The following is a 24,747-nucleotide window of genomic DNA, read 5'->3' on the forward strand; positions in this document are numbered from 1 at the left end:
ATTTGATTCATAAGAAGACCTCTTTTCTGGATTTGTGGTTATCTCTAGATTAAGGGTCTTCTTTCTTTTTGTCTACTTTAATTTCTTGCCCTACTATTTTACTTTCCGACAACTATTTTACACATAGGTGGAAATTAATTTAAAACAATCACGCTGGCTCCCTTTTTATCTTGTCGGATGATATAGTAGAAGAGATAAACAGGAATTGGAGTGGATGTATAAATGAAAATTGCACTGATTGAATCGCTGCGTGTCCCTGAAACACTGATCGAACGGCTGGCCCAGCCCATTAAAGACAAGGGTCATGAGTTTATCTACTATAACGAGAAGACTACAGATACAGATGAACTGATCGAACGAAGCAGAGATGCGGACATCGTCATGATCGGAAACAATCCCTTCCCGGAAGAAGTGGTCGATGCTTTGGACAAGACTCAGCTGATCAACGTCGCATTCACAGGTGTGGACCATGTAGGTAAAAAAGCGGCTGATCGAAAAGGCATCAGTATTGCTAATGCAGCAGGCTACTCGGATCAGTCTGTTGCAGAACTGGTCATCGGATTGACTCTGGCTGTCTACCGGGCAATCTCAAAGGGGAACGAGGATGTCAGATCAGTAGATTTCCCCGGCATGATTCAAGGGAGAGAAATCCACGGGAAGACAGTCGGCATTATAGGGACAGGCAACATAGGGCTGAAAACGGCTCAGCTATTCAAAGCCTTCGGAGCAGACCTGATCGGATACAGTCGCACAGAAAAAGAGGAAGCTAAGGATCTGGGACTTGTCTACAAATCGCTTGACGAGGTCTTTAAGGAAAGTGACATCCTTTCCCTTCATCTGCCGGTGACCGACGAAACGAAAGGACTCGTCTCTTCAGAAAAACTGGCTTTAATGAAATCATCAGCTATTCTGATTAATTGTGCGAGAGGACCGATCGTCGACAATCAGGCACTGGCTGATCTTTTGAACAAGGATGAGATCAGCGGAGCGGGTATCGATGTCTTCGATATGGAACCGCCACTTCCACAAGACTATCCTCTGCTTAAGGCAAAAAATGCGGTGCTGACTCCTCATGTGGCCTATCTGACAGATGAGGCAATGGTTAAGCGGGCGCATATAGCTTTTGACAACACCTTGGCTTTCATCGAAGGAAATCCTAAGAATATTATCAGGTAAAATAAAAACGGGCTGCCTCTTATCGAGACGGCCCGTTTCATTTTGTCCGATTTATTTGAATGCCAGTCTTAAATTGCATCCAGTTCGTTTTTCAGATACTTAGCCAGTTCAAGCATAGCAAATTGACCGGCTTCTTTTTCGGCATCTTCATTGTAGTTAGTGTTCGTATTGACGTCGTATGTGTAGACGTCGCCTTTCTCATCGATAATGAATTCCAGTGCAGCGACATCGATATTCTGAGCATTCAGAAAATGCGTGTAGCGTTCGATCTGGTCTTCCGGCAGACGGTCGATGATCTTGAACTTGCTATCTTCCTGAATCAGCTGTCCGTCAGGTCCAATCTGGCAGGCATCGGCCGGACACAACTCAAAGCCGTTGCTCGAATCAACTTTCACGGCATAGACGTATTCACGTCCGACAAATTCCGAGCGAATGATGTGGCCGTCTTCTGAACGGATATACTGCTGGATCAGACTCAGTCCGTCAATCGAATCTTCAAAATCGGGCCCATTGATGTACTCCTTCAGTTCATCCATTGTATAGATAAGCTGGACACCAAGCCCTTTACCAGCCCGGTTGTGCTTAATGATAAATGGAAACTCATTCAGCTTTTCAGCTGCCTTGATGATGTTGTCTTTACCGACAGCACCGATCGTATAAGGTGTTCTAATCCCACTGGCCTGAAGTGCAAGATACTGTTTGAGCTTGCTGACCTCAAGAGAGAGCGCGCCAGTCCCGTTAATGACTCTTGCCTCTTTCTGTTCCAGCCAGGTCAGAATCTGATCAGTCAGTTCCGGTGCGTAGCGGTGACCTCTCGTATGAGAAGAGGCACTCATCCGGTTGTAGTAGACCGCGTCTTCGGGCAAATCCTGTATATCGATCATGCCGTCTGACAAGTCCCATTCGTCATAAGGCACATTCAGTTCTTCCAGACGTCTGATCAAGTGTTTAGTCCAGTCCATATTTTCATGCAGAATAATTACTTTTTTCATTTAAACGTACTCCTTTGTCAGTAAACTCATTGTCTATTATCCGGAAAACACTTACTTTTTGCAAGTGTATAATCGTATAGAAGGAATTGAAGTGGTGCATAACTTAGGAGTGTGAGTATTCAACTGTCAATTACCTAGGTTTATTAAAACGGATGAAATCGAGTATATGGATGATATAAGTACATTCCCGGAACAATTGGAAGATGACCGAGGATTGTTTGACAGTGTAGCGCGAGAACTAATTGAAGAAGTAAATAACAAAGCCGCCTCAGAAGAAGAATCCGAAATGCCCCATTAAGGGCCAAATCGATACATCCTAGAGGGATCTAGCGACATTTTATAGGGTCATAAGGATATAAACTATAACTAGCGACTGTCTAATGGCAGCTAACAGCCAAGTAGTGAAATATACTACAGCTAGAAGCCATCTAGTGACATTAAAAAAGTGCATAAGAAAATAAACTATAACTAGAAGCCGTCTAATGGCATTTCACTGGCACGATTGGAAATATACTACAGCTAAAGGCCGTCTAGCGACATCAAAGAGTCATATAAAAAAATAAGCTACGACTAGAAAACGCAGAGGGATAGATTAAGTCTCATATTTACTCTTTAACTGTAATTAAAGGCTTATTTAATTGTAGTATTGACTGAGCTTGAGAAGCAAACTGCAAGTAGAACTGATATAATAGCTAAGTACATAGCATGACTAATAGGGTGAAAGTGACCAGAAGTCACTTTCTCATCGAATGGAGCGGAATTTATCGCAGATGGCGAACTGATCCAGGTCATGTCAATAGACAAAGAAAAAATCGCCTGTTATTTCAGGCGATTTTTTTGTGCAGCAAACCATTCTGATGCTGCTTGAACTTCTGTTGAGGTCAGCTGGTGACCGTAGTTTTCCCAGTGAAGGGTCACTTCAGCTCCTGCTTCAGATAACAGATTTTCTAGTTCGGTTGATTCTTCCGGCGGGCAGATCGGATCATTTGTACCGGCCCCGATGAAGACAGGCAGGCCAGTCAGGTCCGGAAGATCAAGTCCTCTTAAAGGAACCATCGGATGATGAAGGATTGCCCCGGCAAGTGCATCACTGTAATGGAAAAGCAGGCTTCCGGCAATATTTGCGCCATTGGAATAACCTACAGCGACTACTTTCCTACGGTCAAAACCGTATTCTTCAGCAGCTTTGTCTAGAAAGCTGTTCAGTTCTTTCGTCTGAAACTTAAGGTCGTCCTCATCGAATACGCCAGGACCAAGTCGTTTAAAGTAACGGGCCATGCCGTTTTCATTGATGTTTCCAAGTACACTCAACACATTTGCATCAGGATCAATCACGTCTGCAAGTGGAAGCAGATCGCGTTCTGATCCTCCAGTGCCGTGCAGCAGCAGTAAAGTCAGGTCAGTTGTGTCGGTTCCTTTATTGAAAATGTGTTCCATTACTCTCTCTCCTTTAAATTGATTAAGCTTAAAATTAGTTTAACAGAGGAAGCACACGATTAAGCTCATCTCTATGCTTTTCATATTGTTCAGGCAGCTTCAATGACTCACCGAGACTGTCCAGTGGTTCATCTGCAGTAAAGCCGGGAGTATCTGATGCGATCTCAAACAGCAATTTACCATATTCTCTGAAATAAAGAGCTTTGAAGTAGTTTCTATCCTTGACTTCTGTGACCTGATAACCTTTTTCTCTCACATGTTTCTGCCACTCTAGATGATCGGTTTCGTCGGATGCACGCCAGGCAATATGGTGAACAGTTCCGATGCCCATGTCTCCTAATGAATAAGCTTCTAGTGGGACATCGATGGTATGACCTGATGGCCCTTCAGTTGTCAGACGTACTAAGTTATCTTCTTCAGATAATTGATTGAGCCCCATTGTTCCGGTCAGCGTTTCAATAGTCGCTTCGGGGTTGGTGGAGAATAGTACAGCGCCAGCAAATCCTTTAATTGCCACTTCTGGAGAAAGGCCATCGCTGGACCAGGTGTTTTGGGAACCGGCTTCGCGTTCGACCAGTTCAAGCTGCAGACCATGGACATCTTCAAACTGAAGGACAGTTTCATTGAAGCGGATGGTTTTGTGCACTACAATCCCTTTTTCTGTCAGACGATTTTCCCAGAAAGAAAGACTTTCTGGAGGAACGGCATAGGAAGTGACACCGACTTGTCCGCCGCCGATCTGTCCCTGAGCGCCACTCGTCCAAGGGAAGAAGGTGATGATCGTACCGGGTTCAGCTGTCCCGTTTCCGAAGTATAGATGATAAGTCTGTGGATCGTCGAAATTCACTGTTTTTTTGACCAGTCGCAGCCCTAGTATGGAAGAATAGAAGTCAGCATTTTCCTTTGGATGCCCGACGATGGCTGTAATATGATGTATACCAGCTGTTTTTTTCATGAATAGTGCTCCTTTTTTTATTACGAATTCGAGATAATATAAAGTAAGTATACCACCTTCTTACATTTTGTCAATAGTAAGGCTTTAAAGCTGGCATGTGTTAGACATGTACTCGCATCACAGTCAAACAAAAAAACTGGGACGGCAATTATAATATAGGTATTCACTGAGAGCGGTACGGGTTCACGAAAACAGTGTAAACATGATAAGCTAAAGGAGAGACTGTCAATAAGCTAATAAATATAGAATCTAGTGGGGCAGTAATTATTCACAGGTAACTGAGAAAAGGCCTTATACTGAATGAAGGTGATGGAGCATTTGAAATCAATTCATCAAATCCAGGCATTCATTGACAAAGACAAATAGTTAACAGATGCGGAGAAAGGGGAAAAAGATAGATGAAAGCATGGACAATCAACAAACCTGGAGGAAGAGATCAGCTGACTCAAGCGGAAAGAGAAAAGCCTGTACCGGCCGAAGGGGAAATTCTTATAGAGGTAAAGGCAGCCGGTATCAACCGTACGGATACGCTGACGAGGCAGAATACAGCTCTTGAAAAGCCTTATCCCATTCTGGGTGTGGAAGTCAGCGGAATAGTAGTCGAAAACTACTCGGAGCAAACCCACTTAACAGAAGGCACACGGGTGATGGGGCTGGTTAATCATGGGGGATACGCCGAGTACGTGACCATGCCGGCCGATCGGGCTATGGTGATCCCTGAATCTCTGACCTTTGACGAAGCCGCCGCAATACCCGAGGTGTTCCTGACGGCCTATCAGACTCTTTACTGGCTCGGAGAACTGAAACAGCATGAAAAAGTACTTATTCACGCAGCTGGAAGCGGAGTAGGCACTGCAGCGATTCAGCTCGCTCGTTACCTCAGTGAAGCAGCAGTTGTAGCAACAGCCGGTCAGCCTGAAAAACTTGAACTGGCCAGAGAACTTGGTGCGAACATTGGAATCAATTACAAGAAAGAAGCTTTCGATGAAGTCGTTCTGCAGCAGACAAGTGAGCATGGCGTGGATGTCATCCTGGACTTTGTTGGGGCATCATACTGGGAAAAGAATTTAGCCAGTTGTGCGGTTGATGCACGGTGGATCCTGATCGGGACATTAGGCGGCTCAACAGTTGAATCTGTCTCTCTAGGGAAGCTGATGAAAAAGAGGATCGCTTTAAAAGGTACACTGCTCACCCCTAGAAGCGATGAGTACAAAGCTGAACTGACCAGAGAATTTTCTGAAGCCTGTCTGCCTCTATTTGAAGAGGGAAGGCTCGCACCGGTCATTCATTCGGTTGTACCTTTCAGTGACCTGCCAGAGGCGCACCGTCAGATGGAAGACAATGAAAACTTAGGAAAGATCATTCTTTCTCTTGATGCCTAATTTTTCATTAACGAATTACTGAGGACAAAAGTATTCACCAGTAAGCATCATACAAAACGATCCCGTCTGTCTCCCAGAAGTTTTTCTGTGAAGCAGACGGGATTTAATGTAGAAAAGGTGCTGGCTTTCGCGATTCGCAGAATGTTTAACAAAGCTTTTCTTAATAGTAGTATTCAGACTCTTCGATTTCAGCTGTGACTGAACGGTGGTTGTTCTGAAGGGTCTTCTGGATATCTTTGACTTCGTAGTAGAGCTCGTTGAGCATATCGATGTTTCGACCGATGGTTTCTTTCGTACTCCAGTCAGAAAAGATATTATCGAAGAAAATATCAAAGAAGCGGTGCATTTCACCGAGTTCCTCGTAAGTCAGATCTGTTTCCATCTGAACATCCTTCAGTTCCTTCTTGTATCGGTCAATGGCCGTCTCAAGGTGGGTCAGTTCTTTTTCTGCCTGATCGATTTTGTTGTATTTAATCAGGTCAGTGAACAATCCGTCTGAAAACAGATCCCAGGTGGCCATGGAATCGGCTGAATCAAGCTTGTCGAGCGTGGCATCGAGCCTGTCCAGAACGGTTTGGCCGGCTTTATATGCTTCGTTTATTTCCTTGATCTGATCCTTCAGTTCCAGCCGTTTCTGGCGCTCCTGAGTCAGTTTCTCCGTGAATGAATCATCAGACAGTGACAGCTCACGCTTGAGAACATTCAGTCTTCTTTCTGTATCCTGAACCTGTTCACTCAGCTGTGTTTAGTTTTAATTGTCAAATTGCCGAATTTAGTTGGTTCAGAAAGCAGCTGAACCGTCCAGATTAATTCAATTACTGAACGGTGCTATAGGAAAAGAGCTTAGAGTAAAGACTACAAGCTCTTTTCCTATAGGTTTGCTGTTTCAGGACACTGATAATCTTACTCAGTGTCTCCGGTCAGATCTTCAATCGAATCAATATCCATATATTCAGGAACAACTAGCCCGATTATCGTGCCTTCCATGTTGACCCCCATATCGACGATGTCGTCACCGTATGCTTCAAGATACGTGCCCTGTGTTGTCGGCAGCCATGGCGCAACAGTTGCATCTACTTCACCTTGAGCAAGTGCCTGGAAGAGAATGGATGGATCGACATTTGATACAGTAACATCAAATCCGTGTTCTTCAAGGATCTGTGAAATGACTTGTGAAGATGCACGTTCCGAATCCCATGGGAATGACCCAAGTTCAATCGACTGCCCGTCCACTTCTTCTATACCTTCGACCCAGCTATCAGTAAGGTCACGATTCTCTTCGATCCAGTCTGATGCTGCTTCGTCAAACTCCATATCCTGGGCATTAAGCATGATCTGCTGCATATCATCGACTTCCCAAGAGAAGTTTTCCAGGATAGCGTACGCTTCAGGCATATCTTCTTCAAAACCAATTCGGGACATGGTGTGAACAAATTCACTGTCGCCATAAATACCTTCAGGGTCTTCGAGGAATTTCAGATCGTACATTTCAAATTTGTAATGTGGAGTCCAGCCAGTAACGACTAGCGGTTCTTCGTTTGCGATAGCTGAGTCAATCTGACCCATCATTCCTGCAGTTGAACTTGTTTCCAGCTCCCAGTCGTCCAGGTTATCGTAGGCATTCAGAGCCTGCTCAGTTGTTTCTGTAATCCCAGCACCAGGCTCTATACCGGTAATGGTGTAGTCAAGCTGCTCGCCTATGCTTGCGTCTTCTCCGTTCTGTGCTGCATCGTCTCCACAAGCAGCCAGCAGTAATCCAGCAGAAGCAAGAGAAACTAATTTTAAGGGTGTTGCTTTCATCATATTTTTGTATCCTCCGTTGGTAGTTTTAGTGTTTCATGAAAATTTCATAGAATTTTCACTCCGCATATTACCGTAGCATAAATAGTTGTATGACGCAAAAATTGACAGAACAAGAAGAATCTGATAGAAGAAATTTAATCGTATAACCTGTATAGCGTAAATAATTTTAGAAAATTATTAGAATTTTCTCATTATATAGTTTCTTCAGTTTTCAGTGCTTAAAACTTTTTAGTCCTGATTGAAGGTCTAAACTGGCACTATAGATGAGAGAGCGGTATCATGGGAATGATAAATACTAAAAGGAGGAACAGCGATTGAAAAAACGGCAATTGGGCAGTACAGGAATGGAAGTATCTGAAATAGGCTTTGGTGCCTGGCAGCTAGGAAATGGAAAAGACTGGTCCGAAATGAGTTACAGAGAGGCGGTTCGTCTGGTTCATGAAGCATTGGACCAGGGGTGCAATTTTTTTGATACGGCACCAACATATGGGGGCGGCAAAAGCGAAAGCATTTTAGGTCAGGCTCTTTCAGGGAAAAGGGATGAAGTGGTCATCAGCAGCAAGTGCGGGCATCAGGCTGATAAGGTGACGAGTTTTGAACCGGGAGACTTAATCAGATCAGTAGAAGACACATTGAAGCGTCTGAACACTGATTATCTGGACAGTCTGCTGCTGCACAATCCTCCCTTCAACCATCTGAACGGGTCATCAGCTCAGTTTGATGTGCTGAAGCAGCTTAAGAAAGAAGGGAAAATCAGAGCGTATGGTGCATCTGTCGATACAGGAGAAGAACTGAAGGAAGTCATCACGACATCTGACAGTACCGTTATCGAAGTGATGTTCAACATTCTTTACCAGGAGCCTCTGGAACAGATGACCGCTGCCTATGATAAAGGGGTAGGACTGATAGTCAAAGTGCCGCTCGATTCGGGATGGCTGACCGGGAAGTATGATGCGGACAGTACATTTACAGGAGTGAGGAGTCGCTGGAGCAAATCGGATATCGAATTTAGAGGAGCGCTAGTTGATAAAGTCAGGGGAATTATTGGACCGGACGCCTCGATGATCGAGACAGCTCTGCAGTATATTCTTTCCTACCGTGAAACAGCGACGGTGATCCCGGGCATGCGGACGAGTGAGCAGGTTAGAGGAAATCTGTCAGCAGCTGATGTGCCCATGCCTGAAGAGATGAAGCAAGCTCTGAGACAATTCTGGGTAGAAGAAATTGAAGGCAAGGATTTTCCATGGTAAAGCAGCTGAGTAATTGATTTAAGACTCGCCAGAAAAGATACGGGCCCGTATTCCCTGAAACAGGAATCTGACCCGAAAGTCCAGCTTACCTAGGCGTCCGCGTTTATTTTTACAAAAGCTAGGCCCCCGAGTTCATTTGAAGAGACAAAACCTAAGGATCGGTAAAAAGCCTTTGTTTCTTCACTGTCGTCGGTCATCAGAACCGTCTGTCTGATATAGTCGAATTCTTCAAGTGTCGACTGCATCAGTTTACGACCGATTCCTGATCTCTGATAGTCCGGTCTGACGAGGATATCCTGAATATAGACAATCGATGCATGGTCGCTCACCACTCGGATGAGTCCCACAAGTCGATCGCCGTGCCAGGCAGACTCGTGATAGGCACTGCCGTCAAGCAGTCGGGCCATTTTGTCCGGATGATCAGTATAGCCCGTCCACTCGACACTGGCATACAGATCCGTCAGAACAGAAACAGATATTGGACTGTTTGTCTTGTATGTAATAACAGATTTATTTTTAGTCATAAAAGCACACCATTTCATATTATCATGATTTAACCTTAGTATACCTGTAAAGGAGTACAATGAAATAGAATATTGAAGAAACAAATTGATTAGAATTGACAATATTACAAGAATCTATCAGCCGGAAGGATGTCACGAATGACTGAACAATTAAAATATGAACCGGAACTAATTTTCTATGCCGGAAGTGCACTGCTTGAAGGACCCGTATGGGATGAATCGAACCAGCAGCTGTATTTTATTTCCATATCAGATGGAATCATCTATCGTTTCGACCCGGAGACAACCGAACTGAATACTTACTTAACGGATGGACCGGTCGGAGCAGCGGTTCTTGATAAGGATGGCATGCTTTTGTCTGCTGAAAAAAGCGGCATTTACCGTATTGATCCGGAATCAGGAGAACGGACATTTATCTGTCAGCCCAATAAGGATGATCGACTGCGTTACAATGACGGGAAACTGGATCCAAACGGGCGCTTTTTCATTGGGACAATGGGTGATGAAGAAGTGATCGAAGGAGCTGCTGGTCTATATATTGTAGAAGGTGAGGAGTACAAAGAAGTACTCGATGGCCTGACGATTGCCAATGGACTGGGCTGGTCCGAAGATGGGACAACCTTCTATCATGTTGAATCGGGAGAGAAAATCGTCCGAGCTTTTGCGTATGACCTGGAAACTGGCGAGCTTTCTGGCGAGAAAGTCCTGTTTGAAGTTACAGACGGGGGCACACCGGACGGGATGTGTGTAGATCTGGACGGACATTTATGGGTTGCAGAATACGGTGGAGGAAAGGCATGCAAATGGCACGCTACTACAGGAGAGAAACTGATGGAAGTGCAGATGCCAGTGTCCAACGTCACATCGTGTTGTCTAGGCGGAAATGAACAGGATCACCTTTATCTGACGACCGCAAAAGAAGAGGGTGAACCCTTGTCAGGCGGACTGTTTAAGGTTCGTATCAGGTAAACGGGGGAATTAAGAGTGAAAGCCATATTGACGAGCCTCTGACCACCATAGGAAAAGCTCAAATAATTGAAGACAGAACGGACTTTTCTCCCTATTTGAATACAAGGTGGAGAAGGTATCTCGATTTCTGAGCACTTATTAGTTTCCAAGTATTGAATTAACCCAGGCTATCGTCGATATGATCTTATAGAAAATGACTTATGAAATCCGGCCGAACTGAGCCGGTTTTTTTTCTTTATAATCTCTAAGTGGTTTAATAAATTATGTGTGATGAATAAGAAAAATAAAGTCAATATACATCTGAAGTCCCTGTATTTTTTGTGAAAAAAAGGGTAAACTTAAGCTGACTAAAGCATTTGAAGGAGGAAAGCTCATGCAACTAATGACTGACTATTTTGCCATTCTGCTGCCTTTAATCATATTGCAGCTTATTTTACTGGTTACCGCAATTGTTCATCTGGTCAAAAATGACCGGCTGTCTCAATCAAACAAGATCATCTGGGCACTGGTGATCGTTTTCGTTAATATTATCGGCCCGATTATTTATCTGATTTTTGGAAGGAAAGAAGACTGATGGCCGTACTTGAAATTGAACAGCTCAAAAAGTCATATGGGACACAGAACGTGCTTGATGGTGTCACTTTTTCAGTAGACAGCGGGTCAGTTTACGGCTTTATCGGGAAAAATGGTGCAGGGAAAACGACAACGATGACGATTGCTCTGGGTCTGCTTAAACCAGACGAAGGAACGGTCAGAATCAATGGTGAACCGGTGACATATGGGGATACAAAAACTAACAAATATGTAGGTTATCTGCCGGATGTACCCGAGTTTTATCCGTTCCTGACTGCCGGGGAATATATGGCATTGTGCGCCGATGTCAGTGGTATCGACAGGAAAGAGAGCAAGAAGAAGATAAGTGAACTCCTTGAAATGGTCGGACTGGAAAACAACAAAAAGCGGATTAGAAACTATTCCAGAGGGATGAAACAAAGGCTCGGCATAGCACAGGCACTTATCAATGACCCAATCCTGCTGATCTGTGATGAACCGACGTCTGCGCTGGATCCGATCGGCAGACAGCAGCTGCTCGCAGTCTTGAAGAAAGTAAAGGAAAAGACGACGGTTATCTTCTCCACTCATATTCTTACGGATGTTGAAGCAGTCTGTGACAAAGTAGCGATATTAAACAACGGGAAAATCGTCAAGCAAGGCTCAGTGGACCAATTGAAGGCAGAAGTAAAAATCAATCAATGGACGGTAGTTCTGGAAACGGAAGAAGAAGCCGGAAGAGTAGCAGAGGCACTCGAAACTCATCCGGAACTGCTGCCGGTCAAACAGACGGGAGTCAAAGTCGAAGGAACGTCAGAATCAGCAGCAGACGCCATGAGTATCATTCTCAATTGTCTTCATACTCTATCTGTCATACCAGTAAGAGTTGAACGCAAGCAGCCGACGATGGAAGAAGTATTTATGGAGGCGATCCGATGAGAGGTTATGGCGCATTTATTCAAAAGGAAATCAGAGAAAACAGCCGCAATTACAAATTCTTCATCCTGGGGATAGTTTTCGCCATCGTTGGTGTGCTCAGTCCTCTGAGCGCCCGATTTCTACCGGAACTGATGGAAAATCTGATGGATGAAAATATAACGATCATTCTTGCTGAACCGACTCACATCGATTCATGGCTGCAATTCTTCTCCAATATCAATCAGATCGCACTAGTCGCTTTCGTCTTGGTGTTCAGCCCAGTAATGGCAAAAGAATATGAAAAAGGAACGTTTATTCATATGGTCACTAAAGGGTTACCGCGCTTGACGATTTACGGCGCCAAGCTGACTGTTCTGCTGCTCAGCTGGACAATGTTTTATCTTGTCAGCTTTCTGATTACATGGGCTTATACTGTCTATTACTTTCCGGAAGGGACAAGTGATGGCCTGTTCACTTCGGTGGGGAGTCTCTATTTGTTCGGTCTTCTGATTATCAGTCTCCTGATGCTTTCAGGGGTCCTGTTCAGGAACAGCTATGCGCCCCTACTGACTGTTGGCGGAGGAGTTGCCGTGTTATTTATTGGGAGCATCTTTCCGGTGATTGAAAGATGGAGCCCGCTTCAGCTTGCTACTAGAAATATTGAAGTCCTGACACTTCAGTCAACTGATCCGGCATTCACTCGTGGCGTGGTCGTCACACTTCTGATTACCTTTCTTTTCACCATAACAGGCGGCCTTGTCTTCAGACGAAAAGCTTTACAGTAACAGATTAAACAGATAATAGTTAAAAAATAAACACTTCCCGATCCTAATCAGACCATTTTATAGGTGCTGTGAGAATCGGGAGGTGTTTTATTAAGCGCACAGAAACTGATCAGAGAATAAGCAGGCTCGCACGACACATCATGTAAATTGAGCAAAGATATCCAAGCCCAAAGGTGATTCGCCTTCAACAGCTTGTTCCGCTTCCCGATCGTACTCGAGATAAGGGCCACCCGTCACGTAGACAAAAGCAGTCAGCAGGTGCTTGGTCTGATAGTCCTGAATGGCTTTTGCCTTTTCTTCAGGAACGAAACCGATTGGGGTGCCTTCCACCACGACCAGAATACGGTCTTTTTCTTTGACGTCAAAATCAACATTTACGGTAGTGATGCTTTCGTACTTGTAGACGCGTTTACTCAAAGCAGTCATGTCTTCAAGGGTCTTGCCGCTATAGTAGTTCTTGAACGGATCTTCTTCTACCATTTTAGCAACCACAGCGTTTATAGTTGCCTCGTCCGCTTTTAGTTCATGCGCGGTTACTTTGGCTTCATATTTGACAGTTATCTGATCCGTTTCTTCATTACTGACCGGTTCACTGCTGGAAGCCGGTTTGTTTTTACCTTTAAAAAAATCAAATAGTCCCATGATGATCCCCTTTCTAAAATTACCTTTTCTTTATCTAAGAATACTGAAAGTGCCAATAATAGTCAATTTTATACATATCACTTAAAGACTCAAAACGTATGAGTTGCAGTTTGAAGACACGTTTGCCACACTGAAGTGTAGAAGATATAACTCATTTAAGGAGGTTTTATGCATGGTCGAGACTCATCGGTTTAAAGAACAGTCTCCTTTTCCTAATCACCCTTTACCGGTGATCATTTATCCGAAAGCTGTGGAGGAAGTCATTCAGGATTATTCCAATCCTGCTGAGGCAGTCAAATCTTTTTTTTCTAACAATGGCTATACGAACGGATGGGAGAATGGAATCTATGATTTTCATCATTTTCATTCAAACACACATGAGGTTCTTGGATGCGCGTCCGGAAGAGCGACTGTTCAGCTTGGCGGGCCACATTCGAATGAATTCACTGTAGAGGCCGGAGATGTCATGCTCCTCCCAGCTGGTGTTGCACACAAACTGCTGACATCTACTAATGATTTTAAAGTGGTCGGCGCTTATCCGAATGGTGAAAGTCCGGACCTTCAGCGCGGAGATGCTGTCGATTACGAGCGTGTAAAACAGAGGTGTTACGATATACCCGTTCCGGAGACAGACCCCGTAAGTGGTGAAAGTGGAGCGGTTCAGAAGTACTGGGCCCTATCTACGGATGAGTAGAAAAAACTGAAAAAGCCGATGTCTTATAAGTTGAGAGAGCTCATCTTATCATAGAGATCGGCTTTTTTTTATCAATGGTATAAGGTGATCAGCTAACCAAAATCAGGACTTCTCTTGGGTTGATGATCAGTTTATTTCCAGTGATTGTTCCCAGAGGACTTAGTCCGGCAGTATGACGATTAGCAATGATCGTCCATTCTTTAGGTAGCGGATAACTGCTTTTCAGAGCGACCCGATCGGGTTGCTGACTTGAATTGACCACAACAGCCATCATCGACCAATCACCTTCACCGGTAGTGTTCGGGATCGTATAGGCTAGAAGGTTTTCTCTCAGCTGTGAGAAGAAAACGGCGTCGCCAGTCTGATTCGTGTCGTCCCGGAGTGGAGCATACGCCTTTCTGATAGCAATCATTCCTTTATAATAGTTGACAAGGTCAATATGCTCATAGGTGCGCGTCCAGTCAAGAAGATTGATGTCAATGGATGAACGGAAACTGTTGTCATCGCCGTATTTCGTCCGACCCCATTCTTCACCCGCCTGCATGAAGACACCTCCAAGCGAGGTATACAGTAGCGCAGCGTTCAGTTTGTTCATCTGAATAAGATCCAGATTTCGCTCGTAAGCAGGTTTCTTAAGAGTAGATGCCACCAGTTTGTCATAGAGAGTCAGATTATCGTGAGCAGATGCATAGGTCACGACCTGGCTTGGATTACGTGCCCACTGCTTTTCATCCGGCAGACGGAAACGTCCCACATCGGACTGAGTATTAGCCAGAATACTGGCAATCAGATCATTCGTCGCATAGGCGCTGTCTTCGTGTCCGTTGGCTCCCTGCAGAAACCCGCCTTTATCGGCTTCAAATACAAGACCTTTGATCGCATCGCGGAACTCATCATTAAATATGGCTATACCGTCTTCAAAATCTCCTATATGGAATTTATCTGCCGGTTTATTGGGCTCATAAATAGCCACACTTCCAGCATTCCAAGGTTCTCCGTATAGAATTACGTCACTATGGCCTCTTTCATTCAAAGTCCGTCTCAGCTTATTTATGGTTTCGACATCATGAAGGCCCATAAGATCAAAGCGGATCCCATCGATATGATATTCTTCCACCCAGTATACAATGGAATCAATGATGTACTTACGCATCATTTTCCGTTCACTCGCCGTTTCGTTCCCGCATCCTGATCCGTTAGATAAGGACCCGTCCGATTCCTGACGATAATAGTAGTCAGGTACAGTCAGCTGGAACCAGGAATCGTCAAATGTAAAGGTATGGTTGTACACCACATCCAGGACCACACCGATCCGTTTCTTATGAAGACTGGCGACCATTTCCTTGAATTCTCTGATTCGACTGAGTGGATCGGCTGGATCAGATGAGTATTTGCCTTCAGGGACCATATAGTTCTTCGGGTCATATCCCCAGTTGTATGCAGGAGAAGTTTCGTCGTTTTCATAATCGAAAGCAGGGAGGAGGTGCACATAATTGATTCCCAGCTCGCTCAGATAGGCCAGGCCTGCCGGCTGATTAGGATGAGCAAATACATGGACCTGATCATCGGTAAAGGCCTGATATTTCCCTCTATGTTCTTTTTTAAATGTTGCCGATTCATCGCTTGAAAAGTCTTCGACATGAACTTCCCATATCATGGCATCAGTGATTCGTGACACTCGCTCGAAATGATCTTCTGACCATCCCTCTGGATCCGTTTCTGCTAAATCAATGACTGCCGACTTGTTTCCGTTCAAGCCGACTGCTCTGCTGTAGATATCTGCTGCCTCGGTTTCAACGCCATCGTGAATAAATGAATACGTATAAAATAATCCCTTCAGGTCCTCATTGACCGTAAGTTCCCAGACTGTGTCTTCCAAAGACATCTCGATCTGACGAGACGATGTGTTTGCGTCAGCTGAGTCGTACAGATTGACCCAGGCCTGTTCAGCAAGAGGGGACCAGACCTTGAACGTAGAGGAAGCGGCTGTATAGGTCAGGCCCAGATCATCCTGACTGTAGCGGTTATCTTCGAGATAGGGAATGCGTTTTTCTAACGGTTGACTGCTGTTCATAGTAACAATCCTTTCTTTCTACTTATTATAAAGTATACCATGTGGACAGTGGTTAATCTAAAAGAATGATAAAAAGGCTTTCCAGCACGCTCTACCATTCTTTCAAACTATATGATGCCAATTAGTTCCAGAAGGGTCGTCCATCCAAGACTGTATAAGGCAATCGATAATGGTTTTCCTAAAAGAATAATGACTGAGACTTTCAGAATGGACATATTGGATAGACCGGCAAGGTAACAGACTACATTGTCAGGAGCAAACGGAAGAAAGATCACAGTAGTAAAAAAGCGCTCGAATGTCTTACCATTTGTGAGTTTATCTTCGTATTTTTGAATTCTCCGTTGATTAACCAGTTTTTCCAGAGCCGAGTGACCGTACCGTCTTACAATGAGAAACGCCAGAATTGAACCAATACTTATGCCGATATAATTATAAAGAACACCTATGAATGGTCCGTATAAAATGACTCCTGCCGCTACGGTAATAGCTGAGGGAAGAAGCGGCAGGAAAATCTGCAGAATCTGAAGAATGATAAATATAGCTACTGACAATCGTCCAAAACCATGAACGTAGGCTACAAAATCTTCCCTTGAGTTGAACACGCCATCCTGCCATGCAAAATAAATAAGTATGACAGAAAGGCACAATCCGATGAGGCTCAACAGATCGATCCATTCCAGTTTACGATGCAGTTTTTCCACACAACTTCCTTCTTTCCAGAGTGTACTGCTTATATTTTATCAGGGAACTAAAAAAAACGCTCATAAGAACGCTTTTATCAGTGGGTCACTTTAGTATGTCTACAAATATTTTAAAAGCCGCCTTATGTCCGATAACCGTTTTTTCACCAGCTGATGTTTCAAGGGTCAGCGGGCCGTCATACGGTTCGATTTCAGCTAAGGTGTATTCTTTGCCTAAGTGAACCTTTTTATACAGCAGGTATTCCAGAAAGTCCTCCTGATCATCGACTTCCTGTATTTTGAACCGGTCACCGACTTTGCACTCAATAAGAGGCGTTGAATGGATTTCGGGGACTGTCCCGTCCTGATTCGGGATCACTCCGCCGTGAGGATCAAATGTCGGTTCCTCCAGAAATATATTAAGGCGTTCGATCAGAAGATCAGAAGACACATGTTCCAGAAGGTCGGCATCCGCATGGACTTCATTCCAGTCGTACCCCAATTTTTCTGCAAGAAAAACTTCCCAGATCCGGTGTTTCCTAATAAGCTGATTAGCAATAAGCAGGCCTTTTTCAGTAAGCATGACGCCCTGGTAAGGCAGGTGTGTGATGAGCTCTTCCTTGAGCAGACGTGTATTCATATCTGTCACAGATGCTGCAGAAATCGAAAGCATCCGGACCAGGTCTTTATTGGTCACGACCTTTTCTTTTCCACCAAGTTCAAAAATTGCTTTAATAAAATCCTCTTTATTGGGTGTCATCGTTATACCCCTCTATCTTTTTCATTTCTATAAAAGTGTACCACATTTATCAGTTTCTAATCAAAGGTGTATTTAACTTTTGTTTCACAGTTGACTGAAATTATTTTTTAGGGTAGACTAAAAAATAGTTAAAGTAAAATAACACTATTTGTATAGAAGGAGATAGATATAATGAAATGGGTAAAAGGATTAGCATTAATGGCAGGTGTCGTGTCACTGGCGGCATGCGGAAATGAACAGACAGATGAGGTTTCAGAAGATAATCCATTGAACGTTGTGGCAACTACATCAATGATCGCCGATCTAATGGAGACAATCGGTGGAGAAAAAGTGTCAGTAGAAGGTCTGATGGGTCCCGGAGTCGATCCGCATGAGTACCAGCCGTCCACATCTGATGTAAATGCCATGCAAGAAGCAGACATTGTCGCGTATAATGGATTAATGCTTGAAGCACGTTTTGTGGAAGTCTTTGAACAGTTGGATGAAAGAGGAGTCTTTACCATCGTCATGGCAGATGCCTTGAATGAAGGAGAGCTTCTCGATCCGGAAGAAGATGAAGAGGATCTGGAGTATGATCCGCACATCTGGTTCAGCGTTTCTCATTGGGAAACAATCACAACTTATGTGGCAGACCAGCTGAGTGAAAAAGATCCGGACAATGAAGACTATTACCAGGAGAATGCGGAGGCGTATTTAGTTGAACTGGGAGAATTAAGAACGTATATTGAAGAAAGAATCGAAGAAGTACCGGAACAGTCCCGTTATCTGGTGACGGCACATGATGCGTTTCAGTATTTTGGGGAAGAATTTAATTTTGAAGTGGTCGGTCTGCAGGGATTGAATACACAGACAGAAGCGGGAACTGGAGACATCAGTCAGCTCGCGGACTTCCTGGTAGATAACGAGATCAATGCGGTATTCGTTGAAAGTTCTGTTTCACCAAGAAATATCGAAGCGCTGATCGAAGCAGCCGGAAGCAGAGGTCACGAAGTAGTCAATGCCGGAGAACTGTATTCCGATGCATTAGGCAGTGAAGAAGACGATGCTGAAACCTATCTGAAAATGTACCGTGCCAACATCGATACGATCGTTGATGGTCTGGCTGATTAAGTTCAGCTGAGTACGACAGGTTTTTTAATAGAAAGAAGGAACAGGTATGGAAAACAAACAGGCAATTTCAATCGAACATTTGACGGTCGCTTATGATGCGAAGCCGGTCTTGTGGAATGTTACTACAGGATTTAAAGAAGGCCGTCTCACGGCGATCATTGGACCAAATGGAGCAGGAAAGTCGACTCTGATCAAATCAGTATTGAATTTTCTTCAACCTATCACTGGGACAGTAGCCTTTTCCATACAGAATGAACAGAATGTTCCTTACAAGAAAATAAAAAATAAAGTAGCCTATGTCCCTCAGAATACTTCAGTCGACTGGGACTTCCCGGCTACCGTTCTGGATGTCGTTCTGATGGGCAGATATGGCCACTTAGGCTGGCTGAAACGACCAGGAAAGAGAGATAAAGATTTATCAAAACAGATGCTTTTAAAAGTCGGGCTGCCGACTTTTGCCTCCCGTCAGATCAGTCAGCTGTCTGGCGGTCAGAGGCAGCGTGTGTTCCTGGCACGTGCGCTGGCTCAGGAAGCGGATATATATATAATGGATGAACCGCTCTCGGGTGTTGACATGAAAACTGAACGCATCATCATGAAACTTCTGAAAAAACTGGTTGAGCAGGGCAAGACCGTTATTGTCGTTCATCACGACTTGCAGACGGTTGAAGACTATTTTGACGACGTGGTGTTCATTAATCGCGAAGTCATTGCTCAAGGGCCGGTTCAAGAGGCGTTTACTCAAGGAAATATTGATGAAACTTATCATCAGGATCGAAACTTGGGAGAAGGTGAAGGCTGATATGCTGGAACAGATCAGATTGCTGCTGAATGACTACACGTTTCAAGTCGTTGCTTTAGGCACCGGATTCTTAGGGCTGTTAAGCGGAGTGATCGGAACCTATGCTACATTAAGAAAAGAAAGTCTGCTTGGGGATGCATTGAGTCACGCTGCCTTACCTGGAATTGGGATCGGCTTTATTCTTATACAAAGAAAAGAACTGTCTTTACTGATGCTTGGGGCAATCATCTCAGGATTGATCGCCACGGTGATTATTCAGACTATGAGCAAGAAAACCGTGGTCAAACTCGACAGTGCCTTGTCACTGATCCTGTCCAGCTTCTTTGGTCTGGGTCTCGTCATCCTGACTTCAATACAGAATAATCCGAATGCTCAACAGGCTGGACTAAGCAACTTTATTTTCGGGCAGGCGAGCGCTATGCTTCGAAGCGATGTCCAGTTGATCGGTCTGACCGGACTGGTCCTGCTCGTTCTGGTAGCATTGTTCTGGAAGGAATTTAAAGTATTTACATTTGATCCGATGTTTGGACGGACATTAGGCTTCTCAAGTAAGATCGTTGAATCCCTGTTGTCGACAATGATTGTTGTGACCATTATTTTAGGACTGGAGTCAGTAGGGGTCATCCTGATCAGCGCATTGCTGATCGGTCCATCAGTAGCCGCCCGTCAGTGGACGAACCGGTTGAGTCTGGTCATGCTGCTGGCAGCGGGTATTGGATTTGTTTCCGGTGTGACGGGAACATTTATCAGCTCTATGGGGGCTCGAATACCAACAGGGCCATCGATCGTAGTCGTTGTCAGTATGTTCGTGTTCCTCAGCCTCTTTATATCTCCCGGAAGGGGAATACTGGCTAGACACATGGCCTGCAGAAAGAGGCAGAAAGTATTTATGAAACAGATCAGAAGTCTAAAGGAGTGAGCGCGATGAGCATGATCAATGAAATAACCCTGATAGCAATTATTGTTGCCGTCGCCTGTGCGCTTCCAGGTGTCTTTCTGGTGCTGAGAGGAACCACAATGGTATCCGATGCAATCACACATACAGTTCTGCTCGGAATCGTTCTGGCCTTCTTCATTACACAGGATCTGAACTCGCCTCTTTTGATGATTGGAGCTACGCTTGTCGGGGTGGCGACGGTCTGGGCAATAGAAGCGCTCCAGCAGACTAAGCTCTTGTCCAACGATGCAGCTATCGGTATTGTCTTTCCATTATTTTTCAGTATAGCGATCATTCTGATTACACGCTATGCCGGAAACGTTCATTTGGATGTAGATTCAGTCTTGATGGGGGAACTGGCCTTTGCGCCTTTCAGACGTCTGGTGCTGTTCGGTGCAGATTTGGGACCGAGAGCGCTCTGGACGATGCTGGTCATCCTGCTGATCAACAGTCTCTTTATTGGATTGTTCTATAAAGAGCTGAAAATCACGACGTTTGATGCAGGCTTTGCTGCAGCAATAGGATTCTCACCGGTACTCATCCACTATGGGCTGATGACCCTTGTGTCTCTGACGGCCGTTGGCGCCTACGATTCAGTAGGATCCATTCTGGTGGTAGGGTTCATGGCCGGACCTCCGCTAGCGGCCTTTCTACTGACAAACAAGCTGCATGTCATGATTGGTCTGACAGCTGTAATGGCAGTGATCAACAGTACAGCAGGAGTGAGGCTGGCTTTTATGCTTGATACGACGATTGCGGGAATGATTGCTGTGGTGACAGGAGTCACAACTTTACTTGTCTTTGTCTTTTCTCCGGAAAAAGGACTGATTAAAGCTACGGTCAACCGAAAAAGAGAACAGAAGAAAATCGATCAGCGTCTTAAGGAAATAAGCTGATAAGATTGGTCGGTAGAAAAATATCTTGAAGAAGCAAAATAAATCTGGATCATGTGCCCCTGCTGTTATGGGTCAGGGCTGCTCATGCTCCAGATTTTTTATTTTATATTCAGCAAGTATATGGTTTAACTGTTGACGTGTCGAGGCTGAACGGCACGCGAAGCTTTTATTATTATAGCGTCGTTTTTCGTTTGATGAGCTTGAATGACAACGGCTTTAGCTCATCGACGGGCTGATTCAATGTCTGAAGAAGCAGACGGCAGGCGTTTTTTCCCTGTTCCTCGATCGAATAATCGATAGTAGTCATATCCATCACATCGCTGACATCCAAGTTATCGAATCCAGTGACGGATACATCTTCAGGTACACGAATTCCTTTCCTTCTAAGTCGGGAAACGACAAGCGCTGCAATGGAATCGGAATGAGTGACCACTGCATCAGGTTTGACTTCAGCCGATTCGTACCATCTGATAAAGTCATCGACTTTTTCAGCTGTGACTGTATCAATGAAGAGGTCAGGATTATGCGGATCAATCTGATGGTCTCTGCAGAAGTCTGTATAGGCATCAATCCGCCGCTGGGTGTTGAGCCCTTTAGGTGTCCCGTATAAATTGAGGATTTGACGGCATCCGGTTTCCCATAGATAGTCTAGAGCGAGGCGATGTCCCTTATAATGATCGATGAAGACAGAAGGAATCTGTTCAGAATCGACATTGTGTAAGGTGACAACTGGACCAAAGGATGCATATTTTTCCAGAACAGACCAGTCATTGGCACGGTAAATCAGGAAAATGCCGTCCAGCTGCTTGGATTTCAGCAGGTCAAAAGCTTCCCTTTCTCTTTTCATATCCCCATTTGTAACGAAGAGAGTCGTTGTATAGCCGTTCGCGTAAGCAGTAGAGATAAATGAATTGATACGGGCCACTGCAGTATCATTGAACTGTGTACTGATGATCCCGAAGTTTTTAGTTGATCCTGTTCTCAGATGCTGGGCATTTTTGTTTGGGCTGTAGTTCAGCTGCTCAATGGCATCTTCTACTTTACGTCGGGTCTCTTCACCAACATATCCGCTGGAATTGATGACGCGGGAAACAGTAGCGGATGACACCCCAGCGTGTCGGGCAATATCCAATATCGTTGGCATTCGTGCACCTTCTTTCCTTGCATTCATTATATCAGATATTCTTCAGACCTGTAAAAATGAAAAAACCGCCCGTCATATATCCTGGAGAATCTTGAACTCCATGGTACATGACGAGCAGATGTAAAGTGTTATCGGCTGAAGAGCGCGGATAAGTAAGTGAGCCATTTATTTAAAGAAGTATGATCTTCTTTAATCTTTTCCTGTTCACTGCTGATGGACAGGAGTTCATTTTGAGCATGAACAGGCTTGCTACTTAGTGAAGGTTTTTTATAAAACCCGTCACTAGTCAATATCCAGGCTTTTGTATTGTCATAGAGATAAAGCTTGAGAATAGAGAGAATGTGAGATTTCAAAGGTGGTTCCAGTACTGGAAAAGCTATCTCGATGCGCTTGATCATATTTCTTGTCATCATATCGGCGGAAGAGAGGTAGAGATTTTCCTCGCCATTATGATAGAAGTAATAGACTCGGCTATGTTCAAGAAAACGACCCACAATACTTCTCACCGTAATGTTTTCACTTACCCCAGTGATGCCAGGAATCAGACAGCAGATCCCTCTGACAATCAGCTCGATTCTGACCCCTGCCTGACTGGCTTCATACAGTTTAAGCAGCATTTTCTTGTCGGTCAATGAATTCATTTTAGCGATGATATGGCCGTTTCCGTACCTTGTGTGCAGCTTGATTTCCTTTTCAATATTTTCAATGAATGCATCCCTGATATCAAAAGGGGAGACATGCAGATAGTGATAGTCGGGCTGTTCCGAATACCCGCTCAGATAATTGAAGAAATCGAAGACATCCTGAGTGATTTCATTATTCGATGTAATAAGCCCCATGTCCGTATAGAGTCTAGCAGTCTGTTCATTATAGTTTCCGGTCCCAAGATGGACATAACGCCTGAACCCGTCCGTCTCTTTTTTTATGACCAGAGTGGCCTTGCTGTGGGTCTTCAAACCTTTTACACCATATAATATATGAGCACCGGCTTCTTCCAGCTCCTTGGCCCAGTGGACATTATTTGCTTCATCGAACCGTGCTTTCAGTTCTACAAGAACAGTCACCTGGATACCCTTTTTTGCTGCGTTCTTCAAAGCTTCAACTAAAGGGGAATCATCGCTGACCCTGTATAGAGTCTGCTTGATGGAGACTGTCCGGTCGTCTTCGGCTGCTTCCCTGACAAAGGAGATGATCGGATCAAAAGCATCAAAAGGATGATGGAAAAACAGATCCTTTTTTCTTGCCAGCGCATAGACTGACTGCTTTTTCAGCTCAGCTGGATAGTTTGGCTCAAATGGCCTGAAGGATTCTGTTATTCGCTGCTCCTTCAAAAGAGGGATGACTTCACTTAAAAAAGTCAGATCCAGCGGGCCATTCAGGGTATAGATATCCCGCTGCTTGATAGATAGAGCCTTTTTAAGCAAGGCAACGTCCTCATTAACTGAAACTGCACTCTCTCTCCGGTCGATTTCGAGCCTCACAGCCATTCCGTTTTTACGTTTCTCCAGATAGTCTTCAATGGCCGAAAGCAGGTCATCTGCGCCGTCTTCCTGAATCTCCAGATCTGCATTTCGTGTAATACGGAAAGTGAAGGAGTACGTGACATCGTAGCCTTTGAAGAGATCAGACAGAAACGAATAAATCAGGTCTTCGATCAGCAGGAGATAGGTATGCTCGTTGTTGTGAACAGCATACACCCTGGACAGACGTTCCGGAACTGGCACGATGGCTATGAACGGCTTACCGGACCGCTTCAGTTTGACGAACAAGTGCAGTACTCCATCGCTCAGATGAGGAAACGGACGATAGGCATCGATACCGTAAGGAGTGATTGCTGGCTTGATTTCCCTTTCGAAGATGGCTCGGGCCTTATTTTTGTCACTTTCGTTCAGTTCCCATACTGATTTGAAATAAAGCCCCTCTTCATTCAGCTGCTTTCTTTTAAGGTCAAACAGATCATACTGGCGGCGCACATTGATCCGGTTTTTCTTAGTGATCTCCTGAAGCTGCTTTTTAGGCGACCACATCTTTTTCGTGTCCGGTTCTTCAACCCCCATTTTCTGCTGATCCTGAAGTCCCGCGACCCTTACTTTATAGAATTCATCCAGGTTTGATGCCCCAATGGATAAAAAAGTTAGCTGCTCCAATATAGGATTGGCAGGATCGTTCGCTTCTTCAACGACACGGGCATTAAAATCGAGCCAGGACAGCTCTCTGTTCTGGAAATGAATCGGATCATCAATCAAGATTTCTCTACTGCTCATA

Annotated in this window: 25 protein-coding genes; 13 read left to right on the forward strand and 12 right to left on the reverse strand. The window is 44.5% G+C overall.

Features of this window, described 5'->3' with window-relative positions:
* Nucleotides 1-222 precede the first annotated feature (222 nt).
* Complete coding sequence (locus tag ACYQ4S_RS02345; protein WP_346024894.1) at nt 223-1,176, forward strand: 2-hydroxyacid dehydrogenase; 954 nt, start codon at nt 223-225, stop codon at nt 1,174-1,176.
* Nucleotides 1,177-1,244: 68 nt separating this feature from the next.
* On the opposite strand, the gene ACYQ4S_RS02350 is transcribed toward ACYQ4S_RS02345, so the two are convergent.
* On the reverse strand, nt 1,245-2,168 hold the full coding sequence (locus tag ACYQ4S_RS02350) for an ATP-grasp domain-containing protein (protein ID WP_346024895.1): 924 nt from the start codon (nt 2,166-2,168) through the stop codon (nt 1,245-1,247).
* 166 nt (nt 2,169-2,334) lie between these two features.
* Here ACYQ4S_RS02350 and ACYQ4S_RS02355 point away from each other — a divergent pair, with 166 nt between their 5' ends.
* Nucleotides 2,335-2,466 (forward strand): hypothetical protein, encoded by a 132-nt coding sequence (locus tag ACYQ4S_RS02355; protein WP_459769117.1) that lies wholly within the window; start codon nt 2,335-2,337, stop codon nt 2,464-2,466.
* A gap of 521 nt (nt 2,467-2,987) precedes the next feature.
* Here ACYQ4S_RS02355 and ACYQ4S_RS02360 read toward each other — a convergent pair.
* Nucleotides 2,988-3,605, reverse strand: a complete 618-nt coding sequence (locus ACYQ4S_RS02360) for an alpha/beta hydrolase (RefSeq protein ID WP_459769119.1) — start codon at nt 3,603-3,605, stop codon at nt 2,988-2,990.
* A gap of 34 nt (nt 3,606-3,639) precedes the next feature.
* Nucleotides 3,640-4,560 (reverse strand): VOC family protein, encoded by a 921-nt coding sequence (locus ACYQ4S_RS02365; protein ID WP_459769121.1) that lies wholly within the window; start codon nt 4,558-4,560, stop codon nt 3,640-3,642.
* Between the two features lie 398 nt (nt 4,561-4,958).
* Here ACYQ4S_RS02365 and ACYQ4S_RS02370 point away from each other — a divergent pair, with 398 nt between their 5' ends.
* On the forward strand, nt 4,959-5,942 hold the full coding sequence (locus ACYQ4S_RS02370; RefSeq protein ID WP_459769123.1) for an NAD(P)H-quinone oxidoreductase: 984 nt from the start codon (nt 4,959-4,961) through the stop codon (nt 5,940-5,942).
* Between the two features lie 160 nt (nt 5,943-6,102).
* Here the strand turns inward: ACYQ4S_RS02370 and ACYQ4S_RS02375 are convergent, their stop codons facing one another.
* A complete protein-coding gene (locus ACYQ4S_RS02375) occupies nt 6,103-6,462 on the reverse strand; it encodes a hypothetical protein (RefSeq protein ID WP_459769124.1) in 360 nt (119 codons plus the stop codon).
* Between the two features lie 383 nt (nt 6,463-6,845).
* A complete protein-coding gene (locus tag ACYQ4S_RS02380; protein ID WP_459769126.1) occupies nt 6,846-7,745 on the reverse strand; it encodes a glycine betaine ABC transporter substrate-binding protein in 900 nt (299 codons plus the stop codon).
* A gap of 314 nt (nt 7,746-8,059) precedes the next feature.
* Here ACYQ4S_RS02380 and ACYQ4S_RS02385 point away from each other — a divergent pair, with 314 nt between their 5' ends.
* A complete protein-coding gene (locus ACYQ4S_RS02385; protein ID WP_459769128.1) occupies nt 8,060-8,995 on the forward strand; it encodes an aldo/keto reductase in 936 nt (311 codons plus the stop codon).
* 89 nt (nt 8,996-9,084) lie between these two features.
* Here the strand turns inward: ACYQ4S_RS02385 and ACYQ4S_RS02390 are convergent, their stop codons facing one another.
* Nucleotides 9,085-9,519 carry a GNAT family N-acetyltransferase gene (locus ACYQ4S_RS02390; protein ID WP_459769130.1) on the reverse strand — a complete coding sequence of 145 codons (435 nt, stop codon included), beginning with the start codon at nt 9,517-9,519 and terminating at the stop codon, nt 9,085-9,087.
* A gap of 138 nt (nt 9,520-9,657) precedes the next feature.
* Here ACYQ4S_RS02390 and ACYQ4S_RS02395 point away from each other — a divergent pair, with 138 nt between their 5' ends.
* From ACYQ4S_RS02395 to ACYQ4S_RS02410, 4 genes are all read left to right on the forward strand, one after another.
* A complete protein-coding gene (locus tag ACYQ4S_RS02395) occupies nt 9,658-10,488 on the forward strand; it encodes an SMP-30/gluconolactonase/LRE family protein (protein WP_459769132.1) in 831 nt (276 codons plus the stop codon).
* 373 nt (nt 10,489-10,861) lie between these two features.
* Nucleotides 10,862-11,062 carry a PLD nuclease N-terminal domain-containing protein gene (locus ACYQ4S_RS02400; RefSeq protein WP_346023804.1) on the forward strand — a complete coding sequence of 67 codons (201 nt, stop codon included), beginning with the start codon at nt 10,862-10,864 and terminating at the stop codon, nt 11,060-11,062.
* The gene (locus ACYQ4S_RS02405; RefSeq protein ID WP_459769134.1) at nt 11,062-11,979 is read left to right on the forward strand and encodes an ABC transporter ATP-binding protein; all 918 of its coding nucleotides are present in this window, start codon (nt 11,062-11,064) and stop codon (nt 11,977-11,979) included. Before ACYQ4S_RS02400 ends, ACYQ4S_RS02405 begins: the two co-directional genes overlap by 1 nt.
* Nucleotides 11,976-12,743 (forward strand): ABC transporter permease subunit, encoded by a 768-nt coding sequence (locus ACYQ4S_RS02410; RefSeq protein WP_459769136.1) that lies wholly within the window; start codon nt 11,976-11,978, stop codon nt 12,741-12,743. The genes ACYQ4S_RS02405 and ACYQ4S_RS02410 overlap by 4 nt, the downstream gene beginning before the upstream one ends.
* Before the next feature lie 138 nt (nt 12,744-12,881).
* Here the strand turns inward: ACYQ4S_RS02410 and ACYQ4S_RS02415 are convergent, their stop codons facing one another.
* Nucleotides 12,882-13,385: a hypothetical protein gene (locus tag ACYQ4S_RS02415; RefSeq protein WP_459769138.1), complete on the reverse strand. Its 504-nt coding sequence runs from the start codon at nt 13,383-13,385 to the stop codon at nt 12,882-12,884.
* Nucleotides 13,386-13,557: 172 nt separating this feature from the next.
* Here ACYQ4S_RS02415 and ACYQ4S_RS02420 point away from each other — a divergent pair, with 172 nt between their 5' ends.
* Nucleotides 13,558-14,079 (forward strand): cupin domain-containing protein, encoded by a 522-nt coding sequence (locus ACYQ4S_RS02420; protein WP_459769139.1) that lies wholly within the window; start codon nt 13,558-13,560, stop codon nt 14,077-14,079.
* Nucleotides 14,080-14,167: 88 nt separating this feature from the next.
* Here the strand turns inward: ACYQ4S_RS02420 and pulA are convergent, their stop codons facing one another.
* From pulA to ACYQ4S_RS02435, 3 genes are all read right to left on the reverse strand, one after another.
* A complete protein-coding gene (gene pulA / locus ACYQ4S_RS02425) occupies nt 14,168-16,153 on the reverse strand; it encodes a type I pullulanase (protein WP_459769141.1) in 1,986 nt (661 codons plus the stop codon).
* Nucleotides 16,154-16,260: 107 nt separating this feature from the next.
* The gene (locus tag ACYQ4S_RS02430) at nt 16,261-16,854 is read right to left on the reverse strand and encodes a TVP38/TMEM64 family protein (RefSeq protein ID WP_459769143.1); all 594 of its coding nucleotides are present in this window, start codon (nt 16,852-16,854) and stop codon (nt 16,261-16,263) included.
* 85 nt (nt 16,855-16,939) lie between these two features.
* Entirely contained in the window at nt 16,940-17,593 is a 654-nt protein-coding gene (locus ACYQ4S_RS02435; RefSeq protein ID WP_346023811.1) for a metal-dependent transcriptional regulator, read from the reverse strand.
* A gap of 171 nt (nt 17,594-17,764) precedes the next feature.
* On the opposite strand from ACYQ4S_RS02435, the gene ACYQ4S_RS02440 reads away from it, so the two are divergent.
* The 4 genes from ACYQ4S_RS02440 to ACYQ4S_RS02455 are packed head-to-tail and all read left to right on the forward strand — an operon-like array spanning nt 17,765 to nt 21,338.
* Entirely contained in the window at nt 17,765-18,703 is a 939-nt protein-coding gene (locus ACYQ4S_RS02440; RefSeq protein ID WP_459769145.1) for a metal ABC transporter solute-binding protein, Zn/Mn family, read from the forward strand.
* A 46-nt stretch (nt 18,704-18,749) separates the two neighbouring features.
* Nucleotides 18,750-19,505 carry a metal ABC transporter ATP-binding protein gene (locus ACYQ4S_RS02445; protein WP_459769147.1) on the forward strand — a complete coding sequence of 252 codons (756 nt, stop codon included), beginning with the start codon at nt 18,750-18,752 and terminating at the stop codon, nt 19,503-19,505.
* Nucleotides 19,459-20,424 carry a metal ABC transporter permease gene (locus ACYQ4S_RS02450; protein ID WP_459769149.1) on the forward strand — a complete coding sequence of 322 codons (966 nt, stop codon included), beginning with the start codon at nt 19,459-19,461 and terminating at the stop codon, nt 20,422-20,424. Before ACYQ4S_RS02445 ends, ACYQ4S_RS02450 begins: the two co-directional genes overlap by 47 nt.
* Nucleotides 20,425-20,429: 5 nt before the next feature.
* A complete protein-coding gene (locus tag ACYQ4S_RS02455; protein ID WP_459769151.1) occupies nt 20,430-21,338 on the forward strand; it encodes a metal ABC transporter permease in 909 nt (302 codons plus the stop codon).
* A 172-nt stretch (nt 21,339-21,510) separates the two neighbouring features.
* On the opposite strand, the gene ACYQ4S_RS02460 is transcribed toward ACYQ4S_RS02455, so the two are convergent.
* A complete protein-coding gene (locus ACYQ4S_RS02460; RefSeq protein ID WP_459769153.1) occupies nt 21,511-22,482 on the reverse strand; it encodes a LacI family DNA-binding transcriptional regulator in 972 nt (323 codons plus the stop codon).
* A gap of 128 nt (nt 22,483-22,610) precedes the next feature.
* Complete coding sequence (gene ppk1 / locus ACYQ4S_RS02465; protein ID WP_459769155.1) at nt 22,611-24,746, reverse strand: polyphosphate kinase 1; 2,136 nt, start codon at nt 24,744-24,746, stop codon at nt 22,611-22,613.
* Between the last annotated feature and the right edge of the window lies 1 nt (nt 24,747).

It is taken from the genome of Alkalibacterium sp. s-m-28 (assembly GCF_054658175.1).